Source organism: Enterobacter dykesii (assembly GCF_008364625.2).
GTDB classification, from domain to species: Bacteria; Pseudomonadota; Gammaproteobacteria; order Enterobacterales; family Enterobacteriaceae; genus Enterobacter; species Enterobacter dykesii.
This window is the reverse complement of sequence record NZ_CP126604.1, coordinates 2,301,712-2,322,655: the sequence shown is the minus strand read 5'-3', so window position 1 is coordinate 2,322,655 and position 20,944 is coordinate 2,301,712. Positions and strand designations below refer to the sequence as shown.

The 20,944-nt window shown below is 59.8% G+C and carries 20 protein-coding genes; 3 read left to right on the top strand and 17 right to left on the bottom strand.

All coding sequences use genetic code 11. The features are described 5' to 3' along the window. The 11 genes from F0320_RS11160 to F0320_RS11110 form a co-directional block, all read right to left on the bottom strand. Positions 1-990 carry a putative FMN-dependent luciferase-like monooxygenase gene (locus tag F0320_RS11160; protein ID WP_126328590.1) on the bottom strand — a complete coding sequence of 330 codons (990 nt, stop codon included), beginning with the start codon at positions 988-990 and terminating at the stop codon, positions 1-3. After that, the gene (locus F0320_RS11155) at positions 987-2,594 is read right to left on the bottom strand and encodes a dipeptide ABC transporter ATP-binding protein (protein ID WP_126328589.1); all 1,608 of its coding nucleotides are present in this window, start codon (positions 2,592-2,594) and stop codon (positions 987-989) included. The genes F0320_RS11160 and F0320_RS11155 overlap by 4 nt, the downstream gene beginning before the upstream one ends. Further along, positions 2,594-3,442, bottom strand: a complete 849-nt coding sequence (locus tag F0320_RS11150; protein ID WP_126328588.1) for an ABC transporter permease — start codon at positions 3,440-3,442, stop codon at positions 2,594-2,596. The genes F0320_RS11155 and F0320_RS11150 overlap by 1 nt, the downstream gene beginning before the upstream one ends. Next, on the bottom strand, positions 3,439-4,383 hold the full coding sequence (locus tag F0320_RS11145) for an ABC transporter permease (protein WP_149323780.1): 945 nt from the start codon (positions 4,381-4,383) through the stop codon (positions 3,439-3,441). The genes F0320_RS11150 and F0320_RS11145 overlap by 4 nt, the downstream gene beginning before the upstream one ends. Positions 4,384-4,393: 10 nt before the next feature. Next, complete coding sequence (locus tag F0320_RS11140) at positions 4,394-6,013, bottom strand: TIGR04028 family ABC transporter substrate-binding protein (RefSeq protein ID WP_126328586.1); 1,620 nt, start codon at positions 6,011-6,013, stop codon at positions 4,394-4,396. A 149-nt stretch (positions 6,014-6,162) separates the two neighbouring features. Further along, positions 6,163-7,173, bottom strand: coding sequence for an alcohol dehydrogenase AdhP (gene adhP / locus F0320_RS11135; RefSeq protein ID WP_047348428.1), 1,011 nt, complete (start codon positions 7,171-7,173; stop codon positions 6,163-6,165). Between the two features lie 198 nt (positions 7,174-7,371). Continuing rightward, positions 7,372-9,084: an ABC-F family ATP-binding cassette domain-containing protein gene (locus tag F0320_RS11130; protein WP_126328585.1), complete on the bottom strand. Its 1,713-nt coding sequence runs from the start codon at positions 9,082-9,084 to the stop codon at positions 7,372-7,374. Positions 9,085-9,413: 329 nt separating this feature from the next. Beyond that, a complete protein-coding gene (locus tag F0320_RS11125) occupies positions 9,414-11,111 on the bottom strand; it encodes an NAD-dependent malic enzyme (protein WP_023311897.1) in 1,698 nt (565 codons plus the stop codon). Positions 11,112-11,287: 176 nt separating this feature from the next. Beyond that, positions 11,288-11,425, bottom strand: coding sequence for a stationary-phase-induced ribosome-associated protein (gene sra / locus F0320_RS11120; RefSeq protein ID WP_008501714.1), 138 nt, complete (start codon positions 11,423-11,425; stop codon positions 11,288-11,290). Between the two features lie 95 nt (positions 11,426-11,520). Further along, positions 11,521-11,736 (bottom strand): biofilm-dependent modulation protein, encoded by a 216-nt coding sequence (gene bdm, locus F0320_RS11115; protein WP_126328584.1) that lies wholly within the window; start codon positions 11,734-11,736, stop codon positions 11,521-11,523. Positions 11,737-11,968: 232 nt separating this feature from the next. Beyond that, complete coding sequence (locus F0320_RS11110; RefSeq protein ID WP_126328583.1) at positions 11,969-12,820, bottom strand: Vmh family MBL fold metallo-hydrolase; 852 nt, start codon at positions 12,818-12,820, stop codon at positions 11,969-11,971. A 110-nt stretch (positions 12,821-12,930) separates the two neighbouring features. Here F0320_RS11110 and F0320_RS11105 point away from each other — a divergent pair, with 110 nt between their 5' ends. Further along, positions 12,931-13,806, top strand: a complete 876-nt coding sequence (locus F0320_RS11105; RefSeq protein WP_126328582.1) for a LysR family transcriptional regulator — start codon at positions 12,931-12,933, stop codon at positions 13,804-13,806. A gap of 7 nt (positions 13,807-13,813) precedes the next feature. Here F0320_RS11105 and F0320_RS11100 read toward each other — a convergent pair whose 3' ends face one another. Beyond that, on the bottom strand, positions 13,814-14,773 hold the full coding sequence (locus F0320_RS11100) for a hypothetical protein (protein WP_126328581.1): 960 nt from the start codon (positions 14,771-14,773) through the stop codon (positions 13,814-13,816). Positions 14,774-14,888: 115 nt separating this feature from the next. Here F0320_RS11100 and F0320_RS11095 point away from each other — a divergent pair, with 115 nt between their 5' ends. Beyond that, positions 14,889-15,317: an OsmC family protein gene (locus F0320_RS11095; protein WP_045326427.1), complete on the top strand. Its 429-nt coding sequence runs from the start codon at positions 14,889-14,891 to the stop codon at positions 15,315-15,317. A gap of 23 nt (positions 15,318-15,340) precedes the next feature. Here F0320_RS11095 and F0320_RS11090 read toward each other — a convergent pair whose 3' ends face one another. Next, positions 15,341-16,246, bottom strand: coding sequence for a LysR family transcriptional regulator (locus tag F0320_RS11090; RefSeq protein WP_126328580.1), 906 nt, complete (start codon positions 16,244-16,246; stop codon positions 15,341-15,343). Between the two features lie 114 nt (positions 16,247-16,360). On the opposite strand from F0320_RS11090, the gene F0320_RS11085 reads away from it, so the two are divergent. Then, positions 16,361-17,110 (top strand): SDR family NAD(P)-dependent oxidoreductase, encoded by a 750-nt coding sequence (locus tag F0320_RS11085; RefSeq protein WP_126328579.1) that lies wholly within the window; start codon positions 16,361-16,363, stop codon positions 17,108-17,110. Here the strand turns inward: F0320_RS11085 and F0320_RS11080 are convergent. From F0320_RS11080 to F0320_RS11065, 4 genes are read right to left on the bottom strand one after another with little or no spacing between them, the layout of a single operon-like run. Beyond that, positions 17,107-18,036, bottom strand: coding sequence for an ABC transporter ATP-binding protein (locus F0320_RS11080; protein ID WP_149323779.1), 930 nt, complete (start codon positions 18,034-18,036; stop codon positions 17,107-17,109). The two genes, F0320_RS11085 and F0320_RS11080, sit on opposite strands and share 4 nt — an antisense overlap. Continuing rightward, positions 18,029-19,015: an ABC transporter ATP-binding protein gene (locus F0320_RS11075; protein WP_126328577.1), complete on the bottom strand. Its 987-nt coding sequence runs from the start codon at positions 19,013-19,015 to the stop codon at positions 18,029-18,031. The genes F0320_RS11080 and F0320_RS11075 overlap by 8 nt, the downstream gene beginning before the upstream one ends. Beyond that, complete coding sequence (gene ddpC, locus F0320_RS11070) at positions 19,015-19,908, bottom strand: D,D-dipeptide ABC transporter permease (RefSeq protein ID WP_126328576.1); 894 nt, start codon at positions 19,906-19,908, stop codon at positions 19,015-19,017. The genes F0320_RS11075 and ddpC overlap by 1 nt, the downstream gene beginning before the upstream one ends. After that, on the bottom strand, positions 19,905-20,927 hold the full coding sequence (locus tag F0320_RS11065; RefSeq protein WP_126328575.1) for an ABC transporter permease: 1,023 nt from the start codon (positions 20,925-20,927) through the stop codon (positions 19,905-19,907). Before F0320_RS11065 ends, ddpC begins: the two co-directional genes overlap by 4 nt. Between the last annotated feature and the right edge of the window lie 17 nt (positions 20,928-20,944).

Below are 20,944 nucleotides of genomic sequence, written 5' to 3'. Positions count from 1 at the left end.
TCAAAGGATGTGGGGGGCAATACGTTCGGCGATCAGTTCGATGGACCGCAGCGTGTCGCGATGCGTAGGTTCGACCGAATGGACCTGGAATGAGATATCCGTGGCGCGCCTGAGAATGGAGTCAGCATTCAGCGAATGCAGCACCGTATCGGGCGAACCAATATGGGCATCAAACTGACGGCGATAATCGGTGACACTGTCACCTTTTACCGTGTGCCCGGCAGCGCGATGCTGCTGGGCCTGTTTCGTAAGGCCCGGCGTGGCGACCCTGAGCGCATAGTCGTCGCTGTCGGCAACGAACGCCGTGCGGGAGGCCAGAATGCGCGGTGCGATGCCCGCAGGCAGCGCCTCAAGGTAGGCATCCACAATCGGGTTCTGGATCTCGTCGAGCGTGAGATCCGGCCGGTCTGCCGGGCGCGGCTGCGTGCGCGAGAGCATTAAACCGTGTCCAGCCCGGGCGGCGCGAACGGCTCCGTCAACAGAGAAGGTGGCAATCCAGATACGGTCGGCCAGCTGCGGCGCAGGCGGGTAAAGGTGGTTATCCGGATGGGTCAGCGAATCCCCGCGCCAGGCGCTCTGGATCACATGCAGATGGTCAGCAAAGGCCGCGCCACGCTCCACAAACGTCAGGCCGAACGGCAGAAATGAGGTTGGTGTGCCGCCTGAACCAAAACCGACCTCAAGACGGCCATTAGCGAGTAAATCGAGCACGGCGGCATCTTCCGCGACGCGCAGCGGGTTTTCCATCGGCAGGGTAATGATGGCCGTACCCAGGCGGATGGTTTCGGTATGCGCGGCTACGTGCGCCAGAAACAGCAGCGGCGACGGCAGGCCGCCTTCACTTTCGTGGAAGTGGTGCTGGGCAATCCAGGCGCTGTCAAAACCGTGGCGTTCGGCGTGGCGGATCTGTTCCGTTGCCAGACGATAGCGCTCCTTCGGCGCAGCGTCGTCGAGCAGGCGGGTGAAAAATCCCAGGCGTTTTCGCGTCATGCGAACTCCTCCGTAGCGGGTGAAAAATGGGGAATGGCGTCAATCAGCTCGCGGGTATAGTCGTTCTGCGGCGACGCGAATAAGGTTCCGACGTCGCCCTGTTCGACCACCTGACCGCTGCGCAGCACCGTGACGCTGTGGGCGATCCGGCGAACCGTGGAGAGATCGTGCGTGATAAAGAGGTAGGTCAATCCCAGCTGCTGCTGCAGCTGCTGAAGCAGCGCCAGGATCTGCGCCTGCACGGTGACGTCCAGCGCGGAGGTGGCTTCGTCCAGCACCAGAATGGTCGGCTCCAGGATCAGCGCCCGGGCGATGGCAACGCGCTGGCGCTGTCCGCCTGAAAGCTCCCGGGCGGTGCGGGTCAGGAGTTCGACGGGCAGGGCAACCCGCTGCGCCACCGTCTCCACCCGGAGCTTTCGCTGCGCCTTACCGAGGCGAGAAAAATTCTTCAGAGGCTCTTCGATGATCTCGAACAGCGTCTGACGCGGATCGAGAGAGGCAAACGGGTTCTGGTAGACAAACTGGATCTTCTGGCGCAGCTGACGGCGGGCCTCGCGGCTGAGCGCGGTGGCATCAATATCATCAATAATGACCTGTCCGCTGTCGGCCTGTTCAAAACCCAGCAAAATACGGGCGAGGGTGGTTTTCCCGGAGCCGGATTCACCGACCAGCGCATGCGTGCTGCCGCGCCTGACATCAAACGTTACCCGATCCAGCGCCTGAAGCTGATGACCTTTGCCCAGGGAGAACTGCTTGCTGATGGCGCGGGCGCGAATGGCCGGGGACGCGAGCGGCCGACCGGCCACCGGGGCGATGGTCAGGCGCTGGCCCTGGAGATCGCTCAGCAGCTGGCGGGTGTAGGCGTGCTGCGGCGTGCGGACGATATCGGCGGTGTTGCCCTGTTCCTGAACCTCGCCATCGCGAAACACCAGCAGCCTGTCCGCGCGCTGTGCGGCCAGCGCCAGATCGTGGGTGACAAACAGAACGGCGGTACCCGATTCCCGGCGCAGGATATCCAGCAGATCGAGAATACGTTTTTGCACCGTCACGTCCAGCGCGCTGGTGGGCTCATCGGCAACGATCACGTCCGGGCGCAGCGCTATCGCGATGGCAATCAGCACGCGCTGTTTCATCCCGCCGGAGAGCTGATGGGGATACTGCGTCATGCGCTGTTCGGGGTGGCTCAGGCCGACCTTTGTCAGCAGGGCGAGCACCTGCTCGTCGCGCCCGGCGCGGGTCACCTTCTGGTGGAGCTGAACGATCTCTCCGACCTGCGCACCGATGGTCTTCACCGGGTTGAGCGAATTACCCGGATCCTGCGGCACCAGGCTAATTCGCGCCCCGCGAAGGGTATCGAGACGCTTCGCGGACCATCCGCTAATCTCTTCGCCGTTGAGCGATATTTTTCCCGCATCGCGCCGGGCGTTATCGGCCAGCAGGCCAATGATCGCCTGCGCCGTGGTCGTTTTGCCGGATCCGGATTCGCCGACAAACGCCAGCATTTCCCCTCGTTCAAGCGTGAAGCTGACGTTATGCACCACCTCTCGCCACTGGCGAGCGGTACGGTAGCTAATCGTCAAATTTTCCACTGAGAGCACGGTCATTAGCGACCTCCGCTGAACTGTTGGCTGATACGGTTGGTGGCCAGCACCACGGCGATGACGACCACGCCGGGGAAGGTGGTGAGCCACCAGGCGGTAGAGAGATAGTTACGGCCTTCGGCAATCAGTAAGCCCCATTCCGGCACCGGCGGCGGGGTGCCGTAACCGAGAAAGCTCAGCGTGGAGAGCGCCAGGATGGCCTGACCAAACTGCAGCGTGGCAAAGGCCAGGACGGCGGTTAATGCGTTGGGCAGGATGTGTCGCCACAGCACGGCGAAAAACGTCCCGCCGCTGCCAAACGCCGCCTCGACATAATCCGTATGGCGGATACGCACGACTTCACCGCGCGCGAGGCGGGCGAAGCTGGCAATGGAGGCAACGCCGACGGCAATCGCGGCGTTAACGGTGCCAAACCCGAGCAGAATAATCACCGTCAGCGAGAGCAGCAGAGACGGGATGGAGAGCAACACGTCGACGAAGCGCATCAGCAGAGACTCGACGCGTCCGGCGAACGCCCCGGCAATTACCCCTAAGCCGGTGCCGACCACCAGGCCCATCGTCACGGCGGCCAATGCCGCGCTCAGGGAGTGGGAGGCGCCATAAACGATACGCGTGTAAACATCGCGGCCAAGCTGATCGGTCCCGAGCCAGTGACCCGCCTGCGGCGCCAGGCGCTGTGCCCCGGCGATGCCCTCAATCGGGCTGTAGTGGGTTAACAGGCCGGGCGCCACGGCGGCAAAAGCGGCGAGAATAATCACCGCCCATGCCAGCCACAGCCCCGGCTGCCATTCCACTCCCTGCCAGGCAGGAACGCGTTTTCGCGCGGCGGCCGCGTAATCGACCAGACTCATGATGCACCTCCGGTAACGGTTTGCAGACGGGGATCCAGCAGCGGCATCAGCAGATCCACCAGCAGATTGATCAGGACAAAACCGAGGGCGGAAATCATCACGACCGCCTGAAGCACGGCGATGTCCTGATTATTCACCGCCTGCTGGGTCAGCTGCCCGAGCCCGCTGCGGCCAAAAACGGTTTCGGTGATCAGCGCCCCGGCAATCAGCTCGCCCAGCAGCAGTCCGGCAATGTTCAGGACCGGCAGCAGGGCGTTGACGGTCACGTGACGCCACAGGACGGCGGTTTCACTCAGCCCTTTGGCGCGGGCCACTGCGACAAACGGCTGCGTCGCCACCTGGTCCAGGCTGCGCATCAGGATTTGCGCCAGCGGGGCGGAGATCGGGATCGCAACGGTCACGATCGGCAGGATCAGCCCCTGCAGCGGCGTCGGGTTAATCACCGGGATCAGCCGCAGCTGAAAAGAAAAGAGCTGGATGAGGGCAATCCCCAGCCAGAACGTCGGTAAGGAGATAAATAGGACCGGCAGAGACTGAAGGGTATTGCTCAGCCAGCGCAGCCTCGGCAGACGCGACGCAAAGGCCAGCGCAAACGCCAGCAGGACCGCGAGCAAAAAGGCGGGCAGGGCGAGGCTCAGGGTATCCGGCAGATTGCTGGCAATCAGCTCGCTGACCGGCACGCCTGCCTGTACCGAATAGCCGAAATCGCCGCGCAGCATCGCCAGCAGCGTGTGGCCGTACTGCTGCCACAGCGGGCTGTCCGCGCCGTAGGCCACGCGCATCTCCTCGATTTGCGCCGGGCTTAAGCCCAGGTCCGGGTTCTGAAATTTAATCAGCACCGCGTCGCCCGGCAGCACCTGGAGCAACACGAACGAGAGGGTAAAGGCGGCCCACAGTACCAGCAGCCCGTGCCCTAAACGTTGAAGAAGTGCGTGGCGCATCGTCGGCTCCTCAGTGTTTCTCAATCCACGCGCCGTAGAACGACGGGCGGCCAACCGCTTCGAAATTCACGCCTTTCAGCCACGGCGCACCGGCAAAGACCTGCGGCTCCTCGAAAATCGGAATGACGTAGGCGTTATCCAGCAGGTAGCGCTGGGCGTCTCCCGTCAGCTGCAGGCGTTTTTGCGGATCGACCTCAGCCGAAATGTTCACCAGCAGCGCATTAAGCCTGTCGTCACGGAAGTTTTTGACCTTGTCGCTGGATCCGCCTTTTTGCAGCAGCGCGTCGCGGTTAGCCGGGTAGAACATGCTTTTCACCACGTCCGGATCGGCGCGGCCCACTTCGGAAACGGTTAACGGGGTTTTCAGCGGGTCAAGGTTATCCAGCGTGCGGCTGCCTGCGTCACCGGCTTTGACGTTCAGCGCCACGCCCACCTGTCGCCACTGCTGGGCAACCAGCTGCAGCACCTCTTTGTTTTGCGGCTGCGGCAGAGATTCATATACCGTCAGCGCCAGCCGCTGGCCGTCTTTGGCGCGGATCCCGTCGCCGCCTGCTTTCCAGCCCGCCTCGTCCAGCAGCTGGTTGGCTTTTGCCGGGTCAAAGGTCAATTTGTCGCTGAGATCGACAAAGCCTGCGGCAGAACCGGCAATCACGGACTTCGCCTGCGGATAGTTGGCCGAGAAGAGGGTCTCGACCACCTGTTTTGCATTGGTGGCATGCAGCAGCGCCTGGCGAACGCGAATATCGGAGACCAGCGGGTTATCCGGGCGGAAGCTGATGCTGTCGTTCACCCCGCGCGTCGGGGCGGCGTAGATCTTATAGCCCTGGTCTGTCGCCTGCTTTTCGTCATACGCCTGCACCTGGCGAATAAAGTCGGCCTGACCGGCCAGCAGGGCGCCGACGCGCACGCTGTCTTCCTGGGTCACGATAAACTTGATGCCATCGAGATTGGCGGGCCCCTGTTGCGTCAGGTTTTTCGGTCCCCACTGGTAGTCTTTGCGGGCTTCGAGCGTCACTTCACGACCCAGCTTCTCGTCCTTCACCACAAACGGGCCGGAACCGATGATGTGGCGGGCATCACCCAGCTCTTCGAAGTTGCGCTTCAGCGTGCTGAGCGAGACCAGACCCGAGCCAATGGTGGCGGTGCCCTGCAGGAACCCCGGCGACGGTTTTTTGAAGTAGAATTTCACGGTCAGCGGGTCGATGACTTCGCTGCGATCGTAGTTATTAATCACTTCTGACACCGGCAGGCGCTGCGCCTTATTGCCTAAACCGTAGGTATCAAAGTTTTTCGCCACGGCGTTGGCGTCCAGCGGCGTGCCGTCGGAGAAGGTGATGCCGGGACGAAGCTTAAAGGTGTATTCGGTTTTATCGGCGTTGGTGGTCCAGCTTTCGGCCACCCAGGGTTCGACCTGCAGCGTCTTTGGGTTCTGCCACGTCAGTTTGTCGGTGATTTGATTCAGAATGCCGCCGTTCGGGTAAAAGCCACCGGCAGGCGGATAGAGATTGGTGTGCGCCTGTTGCTCCAGATAAATCAGCGTGCCGCCTTTGACGGGCGCATCTGCTGCCCAGGCTGCGGTTGTCGCCAGGATCAGCGCCGTCAGCAGCGGCAGACGAAATGGGGTTTGCATGGTGAATTCCTTTGTTATCTCTTGTTAGCGTCGGATTCATCATCGGGCGCGGGGGAAAACAAGGGAACAAAGGAATTAAGATAAGGATTGCCGGAAAATGGCTATAAAAAAACCGCTCCTGTCAGGAGCGGTAATTGAACGGTGGGTGATTATGAACGCAGGTCAATCACCATACGGCCGCGGATCTGGCCCTGTTCCATCTCTTTGAAGATGGCGTTGATGTCCTCGATCGGGCGCATCGTGACTTTCGGCACGACTTTACCTTCGGCCGCAAACTGGAACGCTTCCTGCAGATCCTGACGGGTGCCGACCAGGGAACCTACCACCTGAATGCCGTCCAGTACCAGACGCGGAATGTCGAGGCTCATCGCTTCCGGCGGCAGGCCAACCGCGACCACGCGGCCACCGGCACGCACGGCGTCAACGGCTGAGTTAAAGGCCGCTTTTGCGACGGCAGTAACGACTGCGGCATGCGCGCCGCCGGTTTTCTCCTGCACAATTTTTGCGGCGTCTTCGCTGCGGGAGTTGATGGTTAAATCGGCACCCATACTGGCCGCCAGCTTCAGCTGTTCGTCGTTAACGTCGAGAGCGATGACTTTGGCGTTAAAGACGTTTTTGGCGTACTGCAGCGCAAGGTTGCCCAGACCGCCCAGACCATAGATTGCGATCCACTGGCCCGGTTTAATACCGGAAATTTTTACCGCTTTGTAGGTGGTGACCCCGGCACAGGTGATGCTGCTGGCCGCAGCGGATTCCAGACCGTCCGGCACTTTTACCGCGTAATCCGCGGTGACGATGCACTCTTCCGCCATGCCGCCGTCAACGGAGTAACCGGCATTTTTCACATCGCGGCACAGGGTTTCGTTGCCGGTATTACAGTATTCACAGTGGCCGCAGCCTTCAAAAAACCAGGCCACGCTTGCGCGGTCGCCGACTTTCAGCGATTTCACGCCGGGGCCAACTTCTTTTACGATACCAATCCCTTCGTGGCCCAGGATAACCCCGGTTTTATCGCCAAAATCACCGTTCTTCACGTGGAGATCGGTATGGCATACGCCACAGCACTCCATCTTCAGCAGGGCTTCCCCGTGCTTTAGCGGGCGTAAGGTTTTTTCGGTGACATTAACCTGATGATCCTGAGTGACAACAGCAGCCTTCATGTGTATCTCCTTGTTCATGATGAGTATCTGCATAGCAGGTGTAATACTCCTCAAGGATTAGTGCTTTGGGGCTGTAATGCAAGGCAACGGCAACATAATGTCATCATTTAATCCGATTTCAGAATAAGAATACGGCGTTCCTCTAATAATTTAGGGGGAAAAAACTGGCCCGCCGAGAGAGACCCGGCGGGCGCAGACTTACAGCAGTGCTTCTATTTCCTCAATCTCTTTACGCCATTGCGCCTGCAGCTGCGGCTTTTGATGCTTCGGCTTACGCGCCAGATCGTCTTCCAGCAGCGTTTCCAGCGCGACCAGCCGTTCGAGCAGATCGTCATACGGCGAGGATGGAACCGTCGCCGCGTCGATGACGGGCGCGGCGGGTGTCGCCAGCCCCGCGCTTTCACGCAGGCGTTCAAACACCGCCTCTGCATCGTGCCACTCGCTCAGCTTTCCCTCTTCAATCAGCCAGAAACGGTTGCAGCTTTGGCTAATTAACTGGCGATCGTGGCTGACCAGCAGGACGCCGCCTTCAAACTGCTGAAGGGTTTGCGCCAGCGTCTCTTTGCCTTCCATGTCGAGGTGGTTGGTCGGCTCATCCAGCATCAGCAGGCTGTAGCGGGCAAGCGTCAGGCCAACGAACAGCAGGCGCGAGCGTTCGCCACCGCTGAGCGTGCTGACCGTTTGCCCGTGACGCGACCACGGGAAACCCGCGCTTATCAGCGCCATTTTGCGGTTCTGCGGATCTGGTGCGAAAGGCTCCAGCGCGTCGAGCAGCGTGGCGTTGTCCGCAAGCTGGTGAAGCGTCTGGTCGTAATAGCCAGGCGACACGCGTGGATGGATTTTCAGCCCGCCTTCCGCCGGTTCATCCGTAAAATGTCGCCAGATAAGCCTCATCAGCGACGATTTTCCGCAGCCATTGCGACCGACAATCGCCACGCGATCGCCGCTTTTCAGCCGCGCCATTTCGATGCTGAACAACGCCGGCAGGCCAGGTGCAGGAGGCACGTCGAGGTTCTCCATTTCCAGCAAACGGTCGGCCCGCAGCGCGTCGCCGCGCAGGGTTAACGTCCACTGGCTGCCCGCCGTGAGCGCCGTCTGGCTCTCCTTAAGCCGTTCGACCTGTTTTTCCATCTGTTTGGCTTTGCGGGCCAGGTCTTCGTTGTCGTAAACCTTGCCCCAGGTCGCCAGCCGCTTCGCGCTGGCGGTCACGCGGTCGATCTCCTTTTGCTCCGCCTTGTGGCGCTGCGCGTCGCTTTCATCCTTTGCTTCAAGCGCCTTGCGGGCTGCCGTGCAGGGAAGGGCGAAGTAGTGCAGCGTTTTATCGCGCAGGATCCAGCTGCCGTTCGTGACGGCATCCAGCAGCTGTCTGTCATGCGAGACCAGCACAAAGCTGCCCGACCAGTTCTGCAGAAAGTGTTCCAGCCAGAGCATGGTCGGCAAATCAAGGTGGTTGCTGGGTTCATCGAGCAGGAGCAGATCCGGCTCGTGAATCAACGCCCGCGCCAGCAGCAGGCGGGTGTGCTGCCCGCCGCTCAGCGTGGCGGATTGCAGCGCCATATCCTGCGGCGTGAAGCCCATGCTCGCCAGCAGCGTTTCGGCTTTCCAGCGCAGGCTATCGCGCTCAGCCAGAGGCAGCTGTGCGAGTACGGCATCCAGCATGGACAGCGGGAAAATGGCGTCCGGGAGATGTTGCTCCACGCGCGCCATCAGGCAGTGCCCGGCCAGCGCGACCGTTCCGGCGGCGGGGGAGTCAGTACCGTCCAGCACCTTCAGCAGCGTGCTTTTACCGCAGCCGTTGTCGCCCAGCAGGCCAATGCGGTCGCCTTTTTTCAGCGTAAAGGAGAGTGAGTCGAAGAGCGTGCCAAACGCCGTATCAACGCGTAAAGATTGTGCAGTGAGTAAAGTGCTCATTGTTGCTTACCCAAGAGTTACAGGCATGTTTATGCCTCGTCAAACATCGCTGACGATAACTCAGTAAGCCCGAGAGAAGGGATTTCAGGGGTTGGTGTCTTCGCTCAAGCAGAAGTTATCGCAGCACGATACCGATAACGCTTGAGCTGGTGCGATCACCAAATGTATGTGAAACATTGAAAATTTCACGATACAGCATAATTGGCCTCCTTATATATTCATTAGGTTAATGGATGAAGGGAGTGTAGCGGGGGAAAAGGGGTTTGGCTAGTGGGGGTACAAATGTAATTCCCTCTCCCAAAGGGAGAGGGAATGGTCGGAAGGCCGAATTAAATCGAGGTACGGCGATAGCTGCGGTATTCAGGTTTCCAGAAGTTGTCGTCGATGGCCTGCTGCAGCGCGTCGGCAGAGGTTTTCACCGCCACGCCCTGCTGCTGCGCCATTTTACCTACCGCAAACGCGATAGCGCGCGACACCTTGTGAATGTCTTTCAGCTCCGGCAGCACCAGCCCTTCACCGTTGTTGACCAGCGGCGAGTAGCCCGCAAGGGTTTCGCTCGCCGACATCAGCATCTCATCGGTAATGCGGGACGCGCCGGAAGCGATCACGCCCAGCCCAATGCCCGGGAAGATGTAAGAGTTGTTGCACTGGGCAATCGGATAGGTTTTATCCTTCCACACCACCGGGTCGAACGGGCTGCCGGTCGCGACCAGCGCGTTACCTTCGGTCCAGGCGATGATGTCCTGCGGCGTCGCTTCCACGCGGGAGGTCGGGTTAGAAAGCGGCATCACGATAGGGCGCTCGCAGTGCTTGTGCATCTCGCGAATAATCTCTTCGGTGAAGAGGCCGGTTTGCCCGGAAACGCCGATCAGAATATCCGGCTTCACGTTGCGCACCACGTCCAGCAGGGACAGGACTTCGTTGTCGGTATCCCAGTTTTTCAGGTTCTCGCGCTTCTGCACCAGCTTGTTCTGGAACGGCAGCAGGTTCGGCATAGCGTCGGTCAGCAGGCCGAAACGGTCAACCATAAAGACGCGGGAGCGGGCCAGCTCTTCGCTTAAGCCTTCGCGCTGCGTCTGGGCGATGATCTGCTCGGCGATACCACAGCCCGCAGAGCCTGCGCCCAGGAAGACGATTTTCTGGTAGCTCAGCTGGCTGCCGGCTGCGCGGCTGGCGGCGATAAGCGTACCCACGGTCACGGCCGCGGTGCCCTGGATGTCGTCGTTAAAGGAGCAGATCTCATCGCGATAGCGGTTCAGTAGCGGCATCGCGTTTTTCTGCGCGAAGTCTTCAAACTGCAGCAGAACGTCCGGCCAGCGGTGCTTCACGGCCTGGATGAAGTCGTCGACAAACTGATAGTACTCGTCGTCGGTGATGCGCGGATGGCGCCAGCCCATATAGAGCGGATCGTTGAGCAACTGCTGGTTGTTGGTGCCGACGTCCAGCACTACCGGCAGGGTATACGCCGGGCTGATGCCGCCGCAGGCGGTGTAGAGTGAGAGCTTACCGATTGGGATCCCCATCCCGCCAATGCCCTGGTCGCCGAGGCCGAGAATACGTTCGCCGTCGGTCACCACAATCACTTTGATATTGTGGTTCGGCACGTTCTGCAGAATATCGTCCATGTTGTGACGGTTCTGATAGGAGATGAATACCCCGCGTGAACGACGGTAGATCTCTGAGAAACGCTCGCAGGCCGCACCCACCGTCGGGGTGTAGATCACCGGCATCATCTCTTCAAGATGGTTCTGCACCAGGCGATAGAAGAGGGTTTCATTGGTGTCCTGAATGTTGCGCAGGTAGATGTGCTTGTCGATTTCGGTTTTGAAACCCTGATACTGGATCCACGCGCGCTCCGCCTGTTCTTCAATGGTTTCAACCACTTCGGGCAGTAAACCCAGCAGGTTAAAGCTGCTGCGCTCTTCCATGCTGAAGGCGCTGCCTTTGTTGAGCAGGGGGAATTCGAGTAAAACCGGTCCGGCGTATGGGATGTATAAGGAACGATGTTTTTTCAGTTTGTTGTCCATGTCACTCACTCTTTTTATGAAGATCCGTCCCTGACACTGCTGTTTGTCATCTTTCTGGCCTGTGCGATGGGGTGCGGTCCGACGGTATTATAAAGGAGCTAAATATTAATTACCGCAACACATAAACAAAAACACCACCGGGATTACCGATGGTGTTCTGGATCTCAGTCTGGAACTTACTTGCCCGCGTGGCGTTTTCTGCCCGTGGCGTGAGTGACCTGCGTTTCGTGGTCGCCTTCAATCACCACTTTACGCTGATTGGAAAGCTTGTAGTTCAGTCCCAGAATATGGCGTGCCTGACGGTTCGATTTCATGTTAACTCCTCAATCCTGTTGATAGTTTTAAGGACCAGTTTGCTCACGCAAACGAAATGTAACCCCTTAGGTTGCAGATCCAGCTTAGCAGGTTTTTACAAGGGTGCGTTTTGCCCGCTGATGACGTAGTTAATGGTCTGCTGGTAGATGTCACTGAGGATGTCATTATCCGTGGATTCCACCCATTTGGTCAGTTCCATCAAAATGTCATCTTCAGTCACAGCACCGTGCTCGGCGTGAAGACCCTGCGCAATCGCGTTAACGAGTTCAGGTTGTGCTGCTGCAGTATTAGCCGGGTAATAAGTAAACATGCTGCCTCCGTGTCGTTGTCTGTTTAATGGTACGGCTCGCAAAAAATTTAATTCATAAACAGAATGGCAAATATTTTCCCGGTTGTGGTTCAGATTCATCTTAGAAATAAAAATGACATAAGTGCATGCTTTTATGCGCTTTTAAAAGGTGTGGCTATATCGACGGGTAACGGCGGGGATATTTTGGCGGTGCTCCTGCTATCGTGGAAATATAGCAGGAGCCGTTTTTAAATTACCACTTCATTTCGCCAGTGTTCACTTTGGCGCTTAATTCCAGCGAGCTCTCATCAGCCAGGCCTGGATACTGTTTTTTCAGGGTGCTGATGACGCCTGCGGAATCTTTATGCGCGGCTAAAGCCTTTTCAAAGCGCTGCAGATAGTCGCGGGTAAAATCAATCGCGCCAGTACCCGCTGGTGGAGTGCCCAGGTAGTGGCCCGGTATCACGCGCTCAGGTTTGTGAGCGGCCATATTCTCCAGCGTTTCCTGCCACTGCTTGCGGCTTTCCGGCGTCTGGGTGTCTGCCGTCCAGACGTGAATACCCCAGGCTACCCCGGTGCCGCCGAGGATCGTTTTTGCCGACGGGATCCACACATACGCCGCATAGCTGTCTGGCTGTTCGATGTCGATCTTTTCCCCGTCAACCATGAACGTGGTGGAGGCAAGCACCTGCGGGACGACCAGCTCCGTTGGCGCGCCGTCCTTCATCTGCGGCCCCCAGAAGGCGAGCTTGGCGTCTTTGGTGGCTTTAATATGGTCAACCACATGCTGCGTGGCCACCACTTTGGCATTCGGGAAGGCTTTGACCAGCGGCTGCAGGCCAAAATAGAAATCCGGATCGCCGGAGGTGATCACAATCTTATTCAGTGTTTTACCGCTGCGGCGAATTTTCTCTACCAGCGCTTCGCCATCCTTCACGCTGAACTGCGCGTCAAACAGCACCGCCTCTTTCGGGCCGGAAACCAGCGTGGAGGAGACCGGGAAAATGCCTTTTTCCTGCGGGTTCCAGGTATCAATGGTTAACGGCGCGGCAAAAACAGCCGGCGTGAAAAGGGTGGAAAGCAGGGCAAGGTGAGTGAATTTCATGCTGTTGTCTCTGTTGTTCAGGAATGTGTCTATTGTACGGATATTCGCATTTGCCAGAATTCCTGAAACAAGACATGCTTAGTTTCATAAATCGAGCAAATGGAGCTTATATGGATCGCGTTATCGCCGCTCAGGTCTACAACCGGATATGCGAGCTGGGCAGTTTGAGCGCGGCGGCCCGCGCGTTGGGCATTTCCCGACCGATGGTGAGCCGCTACCTTGAACAAATGGAGAAGTGGGCGGGTACGCGGCTGGTAAACCGCTCCACGCGCAAGCTGACGCTGACCGCTGCAGGAGAAAAGGTGCTGCAAAAAACCCGGACGCTCTCGCAGATTTCGCAGGAAATCGAGGGCCAGTCGGAGAAGGATCTGCCGTCCGGCACGCTGCGGGTGGCCTGCGCCCATTTTACCGCCATGCACCTCATTGCGCCGATCCTGCCTGAGCTGCTCTCGCGCTACCCGCAGCTGCGCATCGAGCTGGACGTGAACAACCACCCGGTGAGCCTGGTGGGAGAGCGCATTGATGTCGCCGTGCGCATTACCGACAACCCCGAACCCGGCATGATTGCCCGCCGGCTGGGGGAATGTCGCTCGGTGCTCTGCGCCTCGCCGGCGTATCTGGCACAGCACGGTACCCCCGTCAGCCCCGAAGAGTTAGCGCAGCACAACTGCCTGCACTACAGCTTTTTTGCCGGGCAGTCCTGGCACTTCCTGACGCCGGAAGGGGAAAGCCTGAGCGTGGCCGTCAGCGGCAACCTGAGCGCCAGCATCTCTTCGCTGCTGATGGACGCGGCGATCAAGCACTGCGGTATCGCCATGCTGCCGGAGCGCGAAGCGTCTGCCGCGCTGGAACAGGGATTGCTGGTGCCGGTACTGGAGGCGCTTGAGCCGAAAGCGCTTGCCATCCATGGCATTTATCAGTCCCGGGAATACCAGCCTGCCGCGCTGCGCGTGTTCCTTGACGAACTGTCGCGCTACCTGGCATAAGAAGGGATTACTTCGCCTTTAGCCAGGGAGACGTCGTGCTCCAGAAAATAATATCGGCACCGAGATAACTTTCGCCGAAGCGGACAAATTCCGCTTTGGTGAACGGTTTTCCGGTCTGAGGATCCTTATAGGTCAGGGTCGGCTCCTGAACCGCCATGGCGATGAGCGGCAGCGTCTGTTTATTTTTATGGAAGAAGGGATAGGCATTCTTCATGTGGGCCTTGCGGTTGGGAACAATGTCCGGCCCGCCCAGGCCGATATTGTTAGCGCTGGCGTACGCAAACAGACGCCCCATGTAGTTGTGGTCGTTATCCCATTCGCACGGCCAGAAGTTCACGTACTGCACCACGTGTGATTTCTGAAAAGCCTTTCGCGCAAAGGCCAGGTTTTCCATTTCACCCGCGAAATAGCTGTCGCAGGTAAATCCGGCGGGCGGATTTTTTTCGTCGAGATCGATGGCGGTTTCGGGCAGGTTTACCCCATACACCTCGCCGTCAAAGCGTTTCGCGAGGGCGGCCAGCAGCGCCTGGTAGCGCTGGCGCACGGCGGGATCCCACTGACGCGCCACCCATCCTGACCCGACCGGCTTACCTTCGCCGGGGTTATCGAACTGCGGCGCAATCCCGCCACCGTACTGCGTGTCGCGCATCAGATAGTCCGGAACGTAGCGGGCGTCCGGCTCAAAGAAACGATCCTGGATTTGAATAAAGAGCTTTTTTCCGGCGGCCTTAACGCGCGCCAGATCCTGTTCAATCCGCGAAAAGTCATAGCTGTCCTTCTCGGGTTCCAGCAGGCGCCAGTTGTAAACGATCTGCACGCCGCCGACATCGCTTCGCGCAACAAGCGGAAACGCCGCGTCGAGATCGCCCGAGCTGGTATAGATAAAGTTCTCCGGCGTTTTCGCCAGTGAAGTCAGCGACAGAGCCAGCGTGGTGACGGCAACGGCCATCCTGATTTTTAGCGCCATATCATTATCCTTTTTGTTGGTACAGCAGGTGAAAGTCCCGGAATTGTCTGTGTTCCAGGGTGGGGCAGATGCGTAGTCTATACTTAACCCTTTGTAAGCCAAAAGGAGAGCAAGAATGACTATTCATAAGCACGGTTCGGCACACTGGTCTGGCGACATTAAGCGCGGAAAAGGAACGGTTTCCACCGAGAGCGGCGTTCTCAATCAGCAGCCTTATGGTTTCAATACCCGCTTTGAGGGGGAAAAGGGGACCAACCCCGAAGAGCTGATCGGCGCGGCACACGCGGCCTGTTTCTCAATGGCGCTGTCGCTGATGCTCGGGGAAGCGGGCTATACCGCCGATTCCATTGATACCACCGCGGACGTCTCTCTGGATAAAACCGACGGCGGCTTTGCCATCACTAAGGTTGCCCTGAATAGCAAGGTGACCGTTCCAGGCATTGCCCCGCAGCAGTTCGACGGCATTATTCAGAAAGCAAAAGCGGGCTGTCCGGTCTCGCAACTCCTGAAAGCCGAGATTACCCTGGACTATAAGCTCAATTAAGCCACAGCCGGGTTTGCGCCCGGCTATCCCTTCAGCGCGGCGGGGAACACCTCCGCCAGCCAGGCGATAAACACCTTCAGGCGGTGCGTCAAATGCCGGTTCTGCGGGTAAACCACATGAAACGGATACGCGGCAGGGCGCCAGTCGCCCAGGATAGCCGCCAGCGTTCCCGCCTGCAGATACGACTTTGCCGAATACTCAAAGGTTTGAACGATCCCCAGCCCCGCCGCGGCAGCCGCCAGATGGGCATTACTTTCATTGACGCCGAGATAGTGCGGAATGTTGATTTCCAGCGCCTCGCCTTTCTGCCGGAAGCGAAACGGAAACGGCCGTCCGGTGACGGGCGAGAGATAGCTAATCAGCTTGTGGCCGTTGCGCAGCTCCTGCGGATAGGCCGGAACGCCGTGATTTCTCAGGTAACCCGGCGTCGCGCAGGTGACCATTTCGGCGTTACCGAGATGACGGGCGATGAGGGTTGAATCGTCCAGCGGACCGCCGCGGATCACGCAGTCTACGTTACCGCTGATGAGATCGACCGGCCGGTCGGCCACGCCAAGGTCGATGCGGATCTCCGGATAGCGCTGCATAAAATCCGGCAGCAGGGGAATGAGCACGTCCCGGGCGGTGGATCCGCCCACGTCAACCCGCAAATGACCTTTTGGCGTCGCGCGGGAAACGCGAAACGAGGTGTCGATATCTTCGATATCAATCAGCACCCTGAGCGCTTTTTCATAGTATTCCATCCCTTCAGGCGTCGCGACCACCCGGCGAGTGGTGCGGTGCAGAAGGCGTATCTCCAGGTGCGCCTCAAGCGATTTAACCAGTTTGCTCAGCGTGGCGATCGGCATATTCAGCGAGTCCGCCGCGCGGGTAAAGCTGCCGGACTCTACGACCCGCGTAAAGGCGCGCATCGCCATGAGCTGGTCCATGATGACCTCGGATTATTTCTGTATGTGAATAGTCATTTTCATTTTTGCCTGTTTTTAACTAATGCCGCAAGGGCTAAAGTTTGTTCAACGCAAACCCAACAAAAGGTAAATGACATGAACACGACTCTCTCAGGAAAAATCGCACTGGTCACCGGCGGCAGCACCGGTATCGGTCTTGCCACGGCGCAGGAGCTGGCGGCACAGGGCGCGAAGGTGTATATCACCGGTCGTCGTCAGGCCGAGCTTGACGCGGCGGTCGCAGAAATTGCTTCAACGGCAGTGGGCATTCGCGCGGACGTCTCTAAGCTTGCCGATCTGGATGAGGTTTATGCCCGGATAGCCAAAGAAGAAGGCCGCCTCGATATTCTGTTCGCCAATGCCGGTGGCGGCGATATGCTGCCGCTGGGCGCGATCACCGAAGAGCAGTTTGACAGGATTTTTGGCACCAACGTTCGCGGGGTGCTGTTTACGGTGCAGAAGGCGCTGCCGCTGCTATCCACCGGTTCGTCGATTATTCTGACCGGCTCGACGGTGTCGATTAAAGGGACGGCCAACTTCAGCGTCTACAGCGCCAGCAAGGCCGCCGTGCGCAACTTTGCCCGCTCCTGGGCGCTGGATTTGCAGGGCCGCGGAATCCGCGTCAACGTGGTAAGCCCGGGCCCGATCAAAACCCCGGGTCTCGGCGATCTGGTGCCGGAAGAGCACCGTCAGGGTCTGTACGACGCGCTGGCCGCTCAGGTACCGCTTGGGCGCTTAGGCGCGCCGGGCGAGGTGGGGAAAGCGGTGGCGTTTCTGGCCTCCGACGCGGCCAGCTTTATTAACGCCACCGAGCTGTTTGTGGACGGCGGAATGGCCCAAATCTAACCCAGACTGCGCCAGCAGCGGACGTCACGGCCCTCGCGAGAGGGCTGTAACGGCTGGGGATGCTCACACCCCTGCGCTGCCATCGGGCAACGGTCGCGGAAAAAACAGCCCTCGGGCAGGTGACGGTTGCCGGGAAGCTCCGTTTTGCGCAAGGCCAGATTTTCATCCAGCGGTTCACCGGTGCGGGGAACCGAGTCGAGCAGCAGACGGGTGTAGGGATGGCGCGGCTCGCCAAGCACCTGCGCGGCGCTGCCCAGCTCCACAATCTGCCCGAGGTACATCACCGCCACGCGGTCGCTCATGTGTCTGACCACCGAGACGTTATGCGAGATTAACACGTAGGTCAGATTACGCTGCTGCTGCAGGGTCACCAGCAGGTTGAGGATCTGCGCCTGCACGGAGATATCCAGCGCGCTGGTGGGTTCATCAAGCACGATAATATCGGGGTCGGACGAGAGCGCCCGGGCGATGGCGATGCGCTGGCGCTGCCCGCCGGAGAATGCGTGCGGAAGCCTGTCGAGATATTCCGGGCGAATGCCAACCTGCAGCGCCAGGTTTTCAGCCAGCTGACGGCGCGCGCGCTCGCTGCTGCGTTTTTGCACCCACACCGGCTCGGTGATGATGCGCCAGACCGGCAATCGCGGGTCGAGCGAGGAGAGCGGATCCTGAAACACCATCTGCATGCCGCCCGCGTGGTGCGCCCGCTGGCACGCGCCGGTGCTGGGCTTAAGCATGCCCATCAGCAGCTGGGCCAGCGTGCTTTTCCCGCAGCCTGATTCCCCGACAATGCCCAGCGTTTCCCCCCGACGGATCTGAAGATCGAGCCCGTTGAGGGCATGGACCTGTTCCGTCACGCGCCCCAGCCAGTTTTTGCGCGCCGCAAAGTTCACGTGCACGCTATCCAGTTCCAGCAGTACATCAGTCATGGTATTTCTCCCGTTGCGGATACCAGCAGGCAGCCTGTTGGCCTTCTGCACCAGTGGGCGCTAAGCGCGGCGTTTCGCTGCATTTCGCCCCGGCGGCAAAGCAGCGCTCGCGGAACGCGCATCCCGGCGGGAGCTGGCTGAGGTTGGGCACCGTGCCGGGGATGGCGGGAAGCGGGGCGCGCGGCTGGCCGTGTTCCGGCGCGCACCGCAGCAGGCCGATGGAGTAGGGATGCACGGGATGGTCGATCAGCGTTTGCGTGGCACCGCTCTCGATCACGCTGCCCGCGTACATCACGTACATTCTGTCGCATAGCTGCGACACCACGGCCATGTCGTGGCTGATAAACAGCACCGAGGTCCCGCTGGCCCGCGCCTTATGCTTCAGCAGGCGCAGCACCTGGAGCTGGACGGTAACGTCCAGCGCGGTGGTCGGTTCGTCGGCGATGATCAGCTCCGGCTCGCAGGAGAAGGCAAGGGCGATCATCACCCGCTGGCGCATGCCGCCGGAGAGTTCAAACGGATAACGCGCCATGACCTGCTTCGCGTCCGGGATTTGCATCTCTTCCAGCAGGGTAATCGCCTTCTGCTGCGCCTCGCGCCGCGAGAGCGGCTGATGCTGGCGGATCACCTCCACCATCTGTTTGCCAATCCGCCGCGTCGGGTTGAGGGCGGTCATGGGCTCCTGAAAAATCATCGCCACTCGCGCACCGCGCCACTGGCGAAGCTGCTTCTCGGACGCCGTCAGGACGTTTTCACCTAGTAACTTCACCTGACCGTGATGAATGCGGTAGCTTCCTTGCGGCAGCAGCCGCATGGCGAGCATGGCGGTCACGGATTTACCCGATCCCGACTCGCCCACCACGCCGACGATTTCGCCCCTGCCGATCTCCAGCGAGACGTGGTTCAGCGCGTGGACCTCACCGCGAAATATCGGGAAGCTCAGGTGCAGGTCTTCAATACTCAGTACCGATTCGGTCATTACTGTTTCCCTCCCGATTTCGGGTCCAGCAGATCGCGGATACCGTCGCCAAACAGGTTAAAGCCTACGGCGGTAATCAAAATCGCCGCACCGGGAAAGGCGCAGTACCACCACTGGTCCAGGACGTAGTTCCGGCCAACGGCCACCATCGCGCCCCATTCGGCAGTCGGCTGCTGCGCGCCCAGGCCGATAAACCCCAGCGTGGCGGCCATCAGAATGGCGCTGCCGATGTCCAGCGAAGCCTGCACGATCAGCGGCGGAAGGGCGTTGCGCAGGATATGCCAGCGGATCAAATGCCAGCGGGACGCGCCAAAGGTGCGGGCGGCCTGGACGTAGGTAAACTGGCGCACCACCAGGGTTTGCCCGCGGGCCAGGCGGACGTAAAACGGGATGCGGACAATCGCAATCGCAAGCATGGCGTTGAACAGGCTCGGCCCGAGCGCGGCGGCCAGCGCCATGGTCAGCACCAGGGAAGGTATCGAGAGCATAATGTCCATCACCCGCATGATGACGGCGTCGCCGCGCCCGCCCAGCACGCCGGACAGACAGCCCAGAAGCGAGCCGATGCCGCCCGCAATCGCCACCACCGCCAGCCCGGCGGTAATCGACTGCTGGCTGCCCGCCAGCACGCGGCTGAACAGATCGCGTCCCACCTCATCGGTACCAAACCAGTGTTGCGCAGACGGCGCCTGCAGGCGTGCGGTCAAATCCAGCGCGTTCGGGTCATGCGGCACGATCCACGGCGAGGCCACCATCAGGAAGAGCATCGCAATCATAATGACGCCGCCAACGATGGTGAGCGGGCTTTGACGCAGCATCCAGAACAGCTTTGCCCAGTTGATGCGTTGTCCGGCGGTTTTAGCCGGGACGGGCGTTTCCTGCGTTAACATCATTCGGCACCTCCGCGCCCGATTCGCGGGTCAATCCACAGGTAAAGCAGATCGACCACCAGATTAACCAGCACGTAGGCCAGCGAAACGACGACGGCAAAGCCCATCACGGCAGGGAAATCGAGCGCCTGAATGGACGTCACCACCCAGGCGCCCATGCCCGGCCAGGCAAAGACGGTTTCGGTCAGCACGGCGCCGTAAAGCAGATCGCCCAGCGCCAGCCCGAGCACGGTGATGGACGGGATCATCGCATTCGGCAGGGCGTAGCGCAGGACGATATACCAGCCGGGCAGGCCGCTGGCCCGCGCGGTGCGGATGTAGTCCTCGCTGAGCTGCTCCAGCATCGCCGAGCGGACCTGGCGCGCCACGATGCCCAGGTGAACAAACGCCAGCGTCAGCGAGGGTAAAATCAGGTGCTGAAGCGCGTTGAAAAAGACCTCACCGTTGCCCTCCAGCAGCGCGTCCAGCAGATAAAAGCCGGTGACGCGCGTCGGCGGATCGAGCCAGTCGTCCAGCCTGCCGCCGCCCGGCAGGATCTGCAGGTGCCCGTAGAACAGCACGATGACGCCCAGCCCGAGCCAGAAGGCCGGCGTGGAGATCCCGGTCATCGCCATTAAACGCACCAGGTGATCCAGCCAGCGGTTGCGGTAGACCGCCGACAAAATCCCCAGCGGCACGCCGATGACCAGTGCCAGCAGCAGAGAACAAAAGGCCAGCTCCAGCGTAGCGGGGAAAAAGGCCTTCAGGTCTTCCGCAACCGGGCGTCCGGTACGGATGGACGTGCCTAGATCACCGTGGGCCAGAGCGTCCACGTAGCGGCCAAACTGAACGTACAGCGGCCGATCCAGCCCTAGCTGCTGGCGGATGTTCTGCACGATTTCGTCGCTGGCGCGGTCGCCGGCCAGCAGACGGGCCGGATCGCCGGGGATCAGGTGTGAAATAATAAAGGTGATAATACAGACACCGGCCACCACCAGGATTAACCCCCAGCAGCGCTGGCGCACTATGCTCCAGAACGTCATACGCTTTCCCCCGGCGA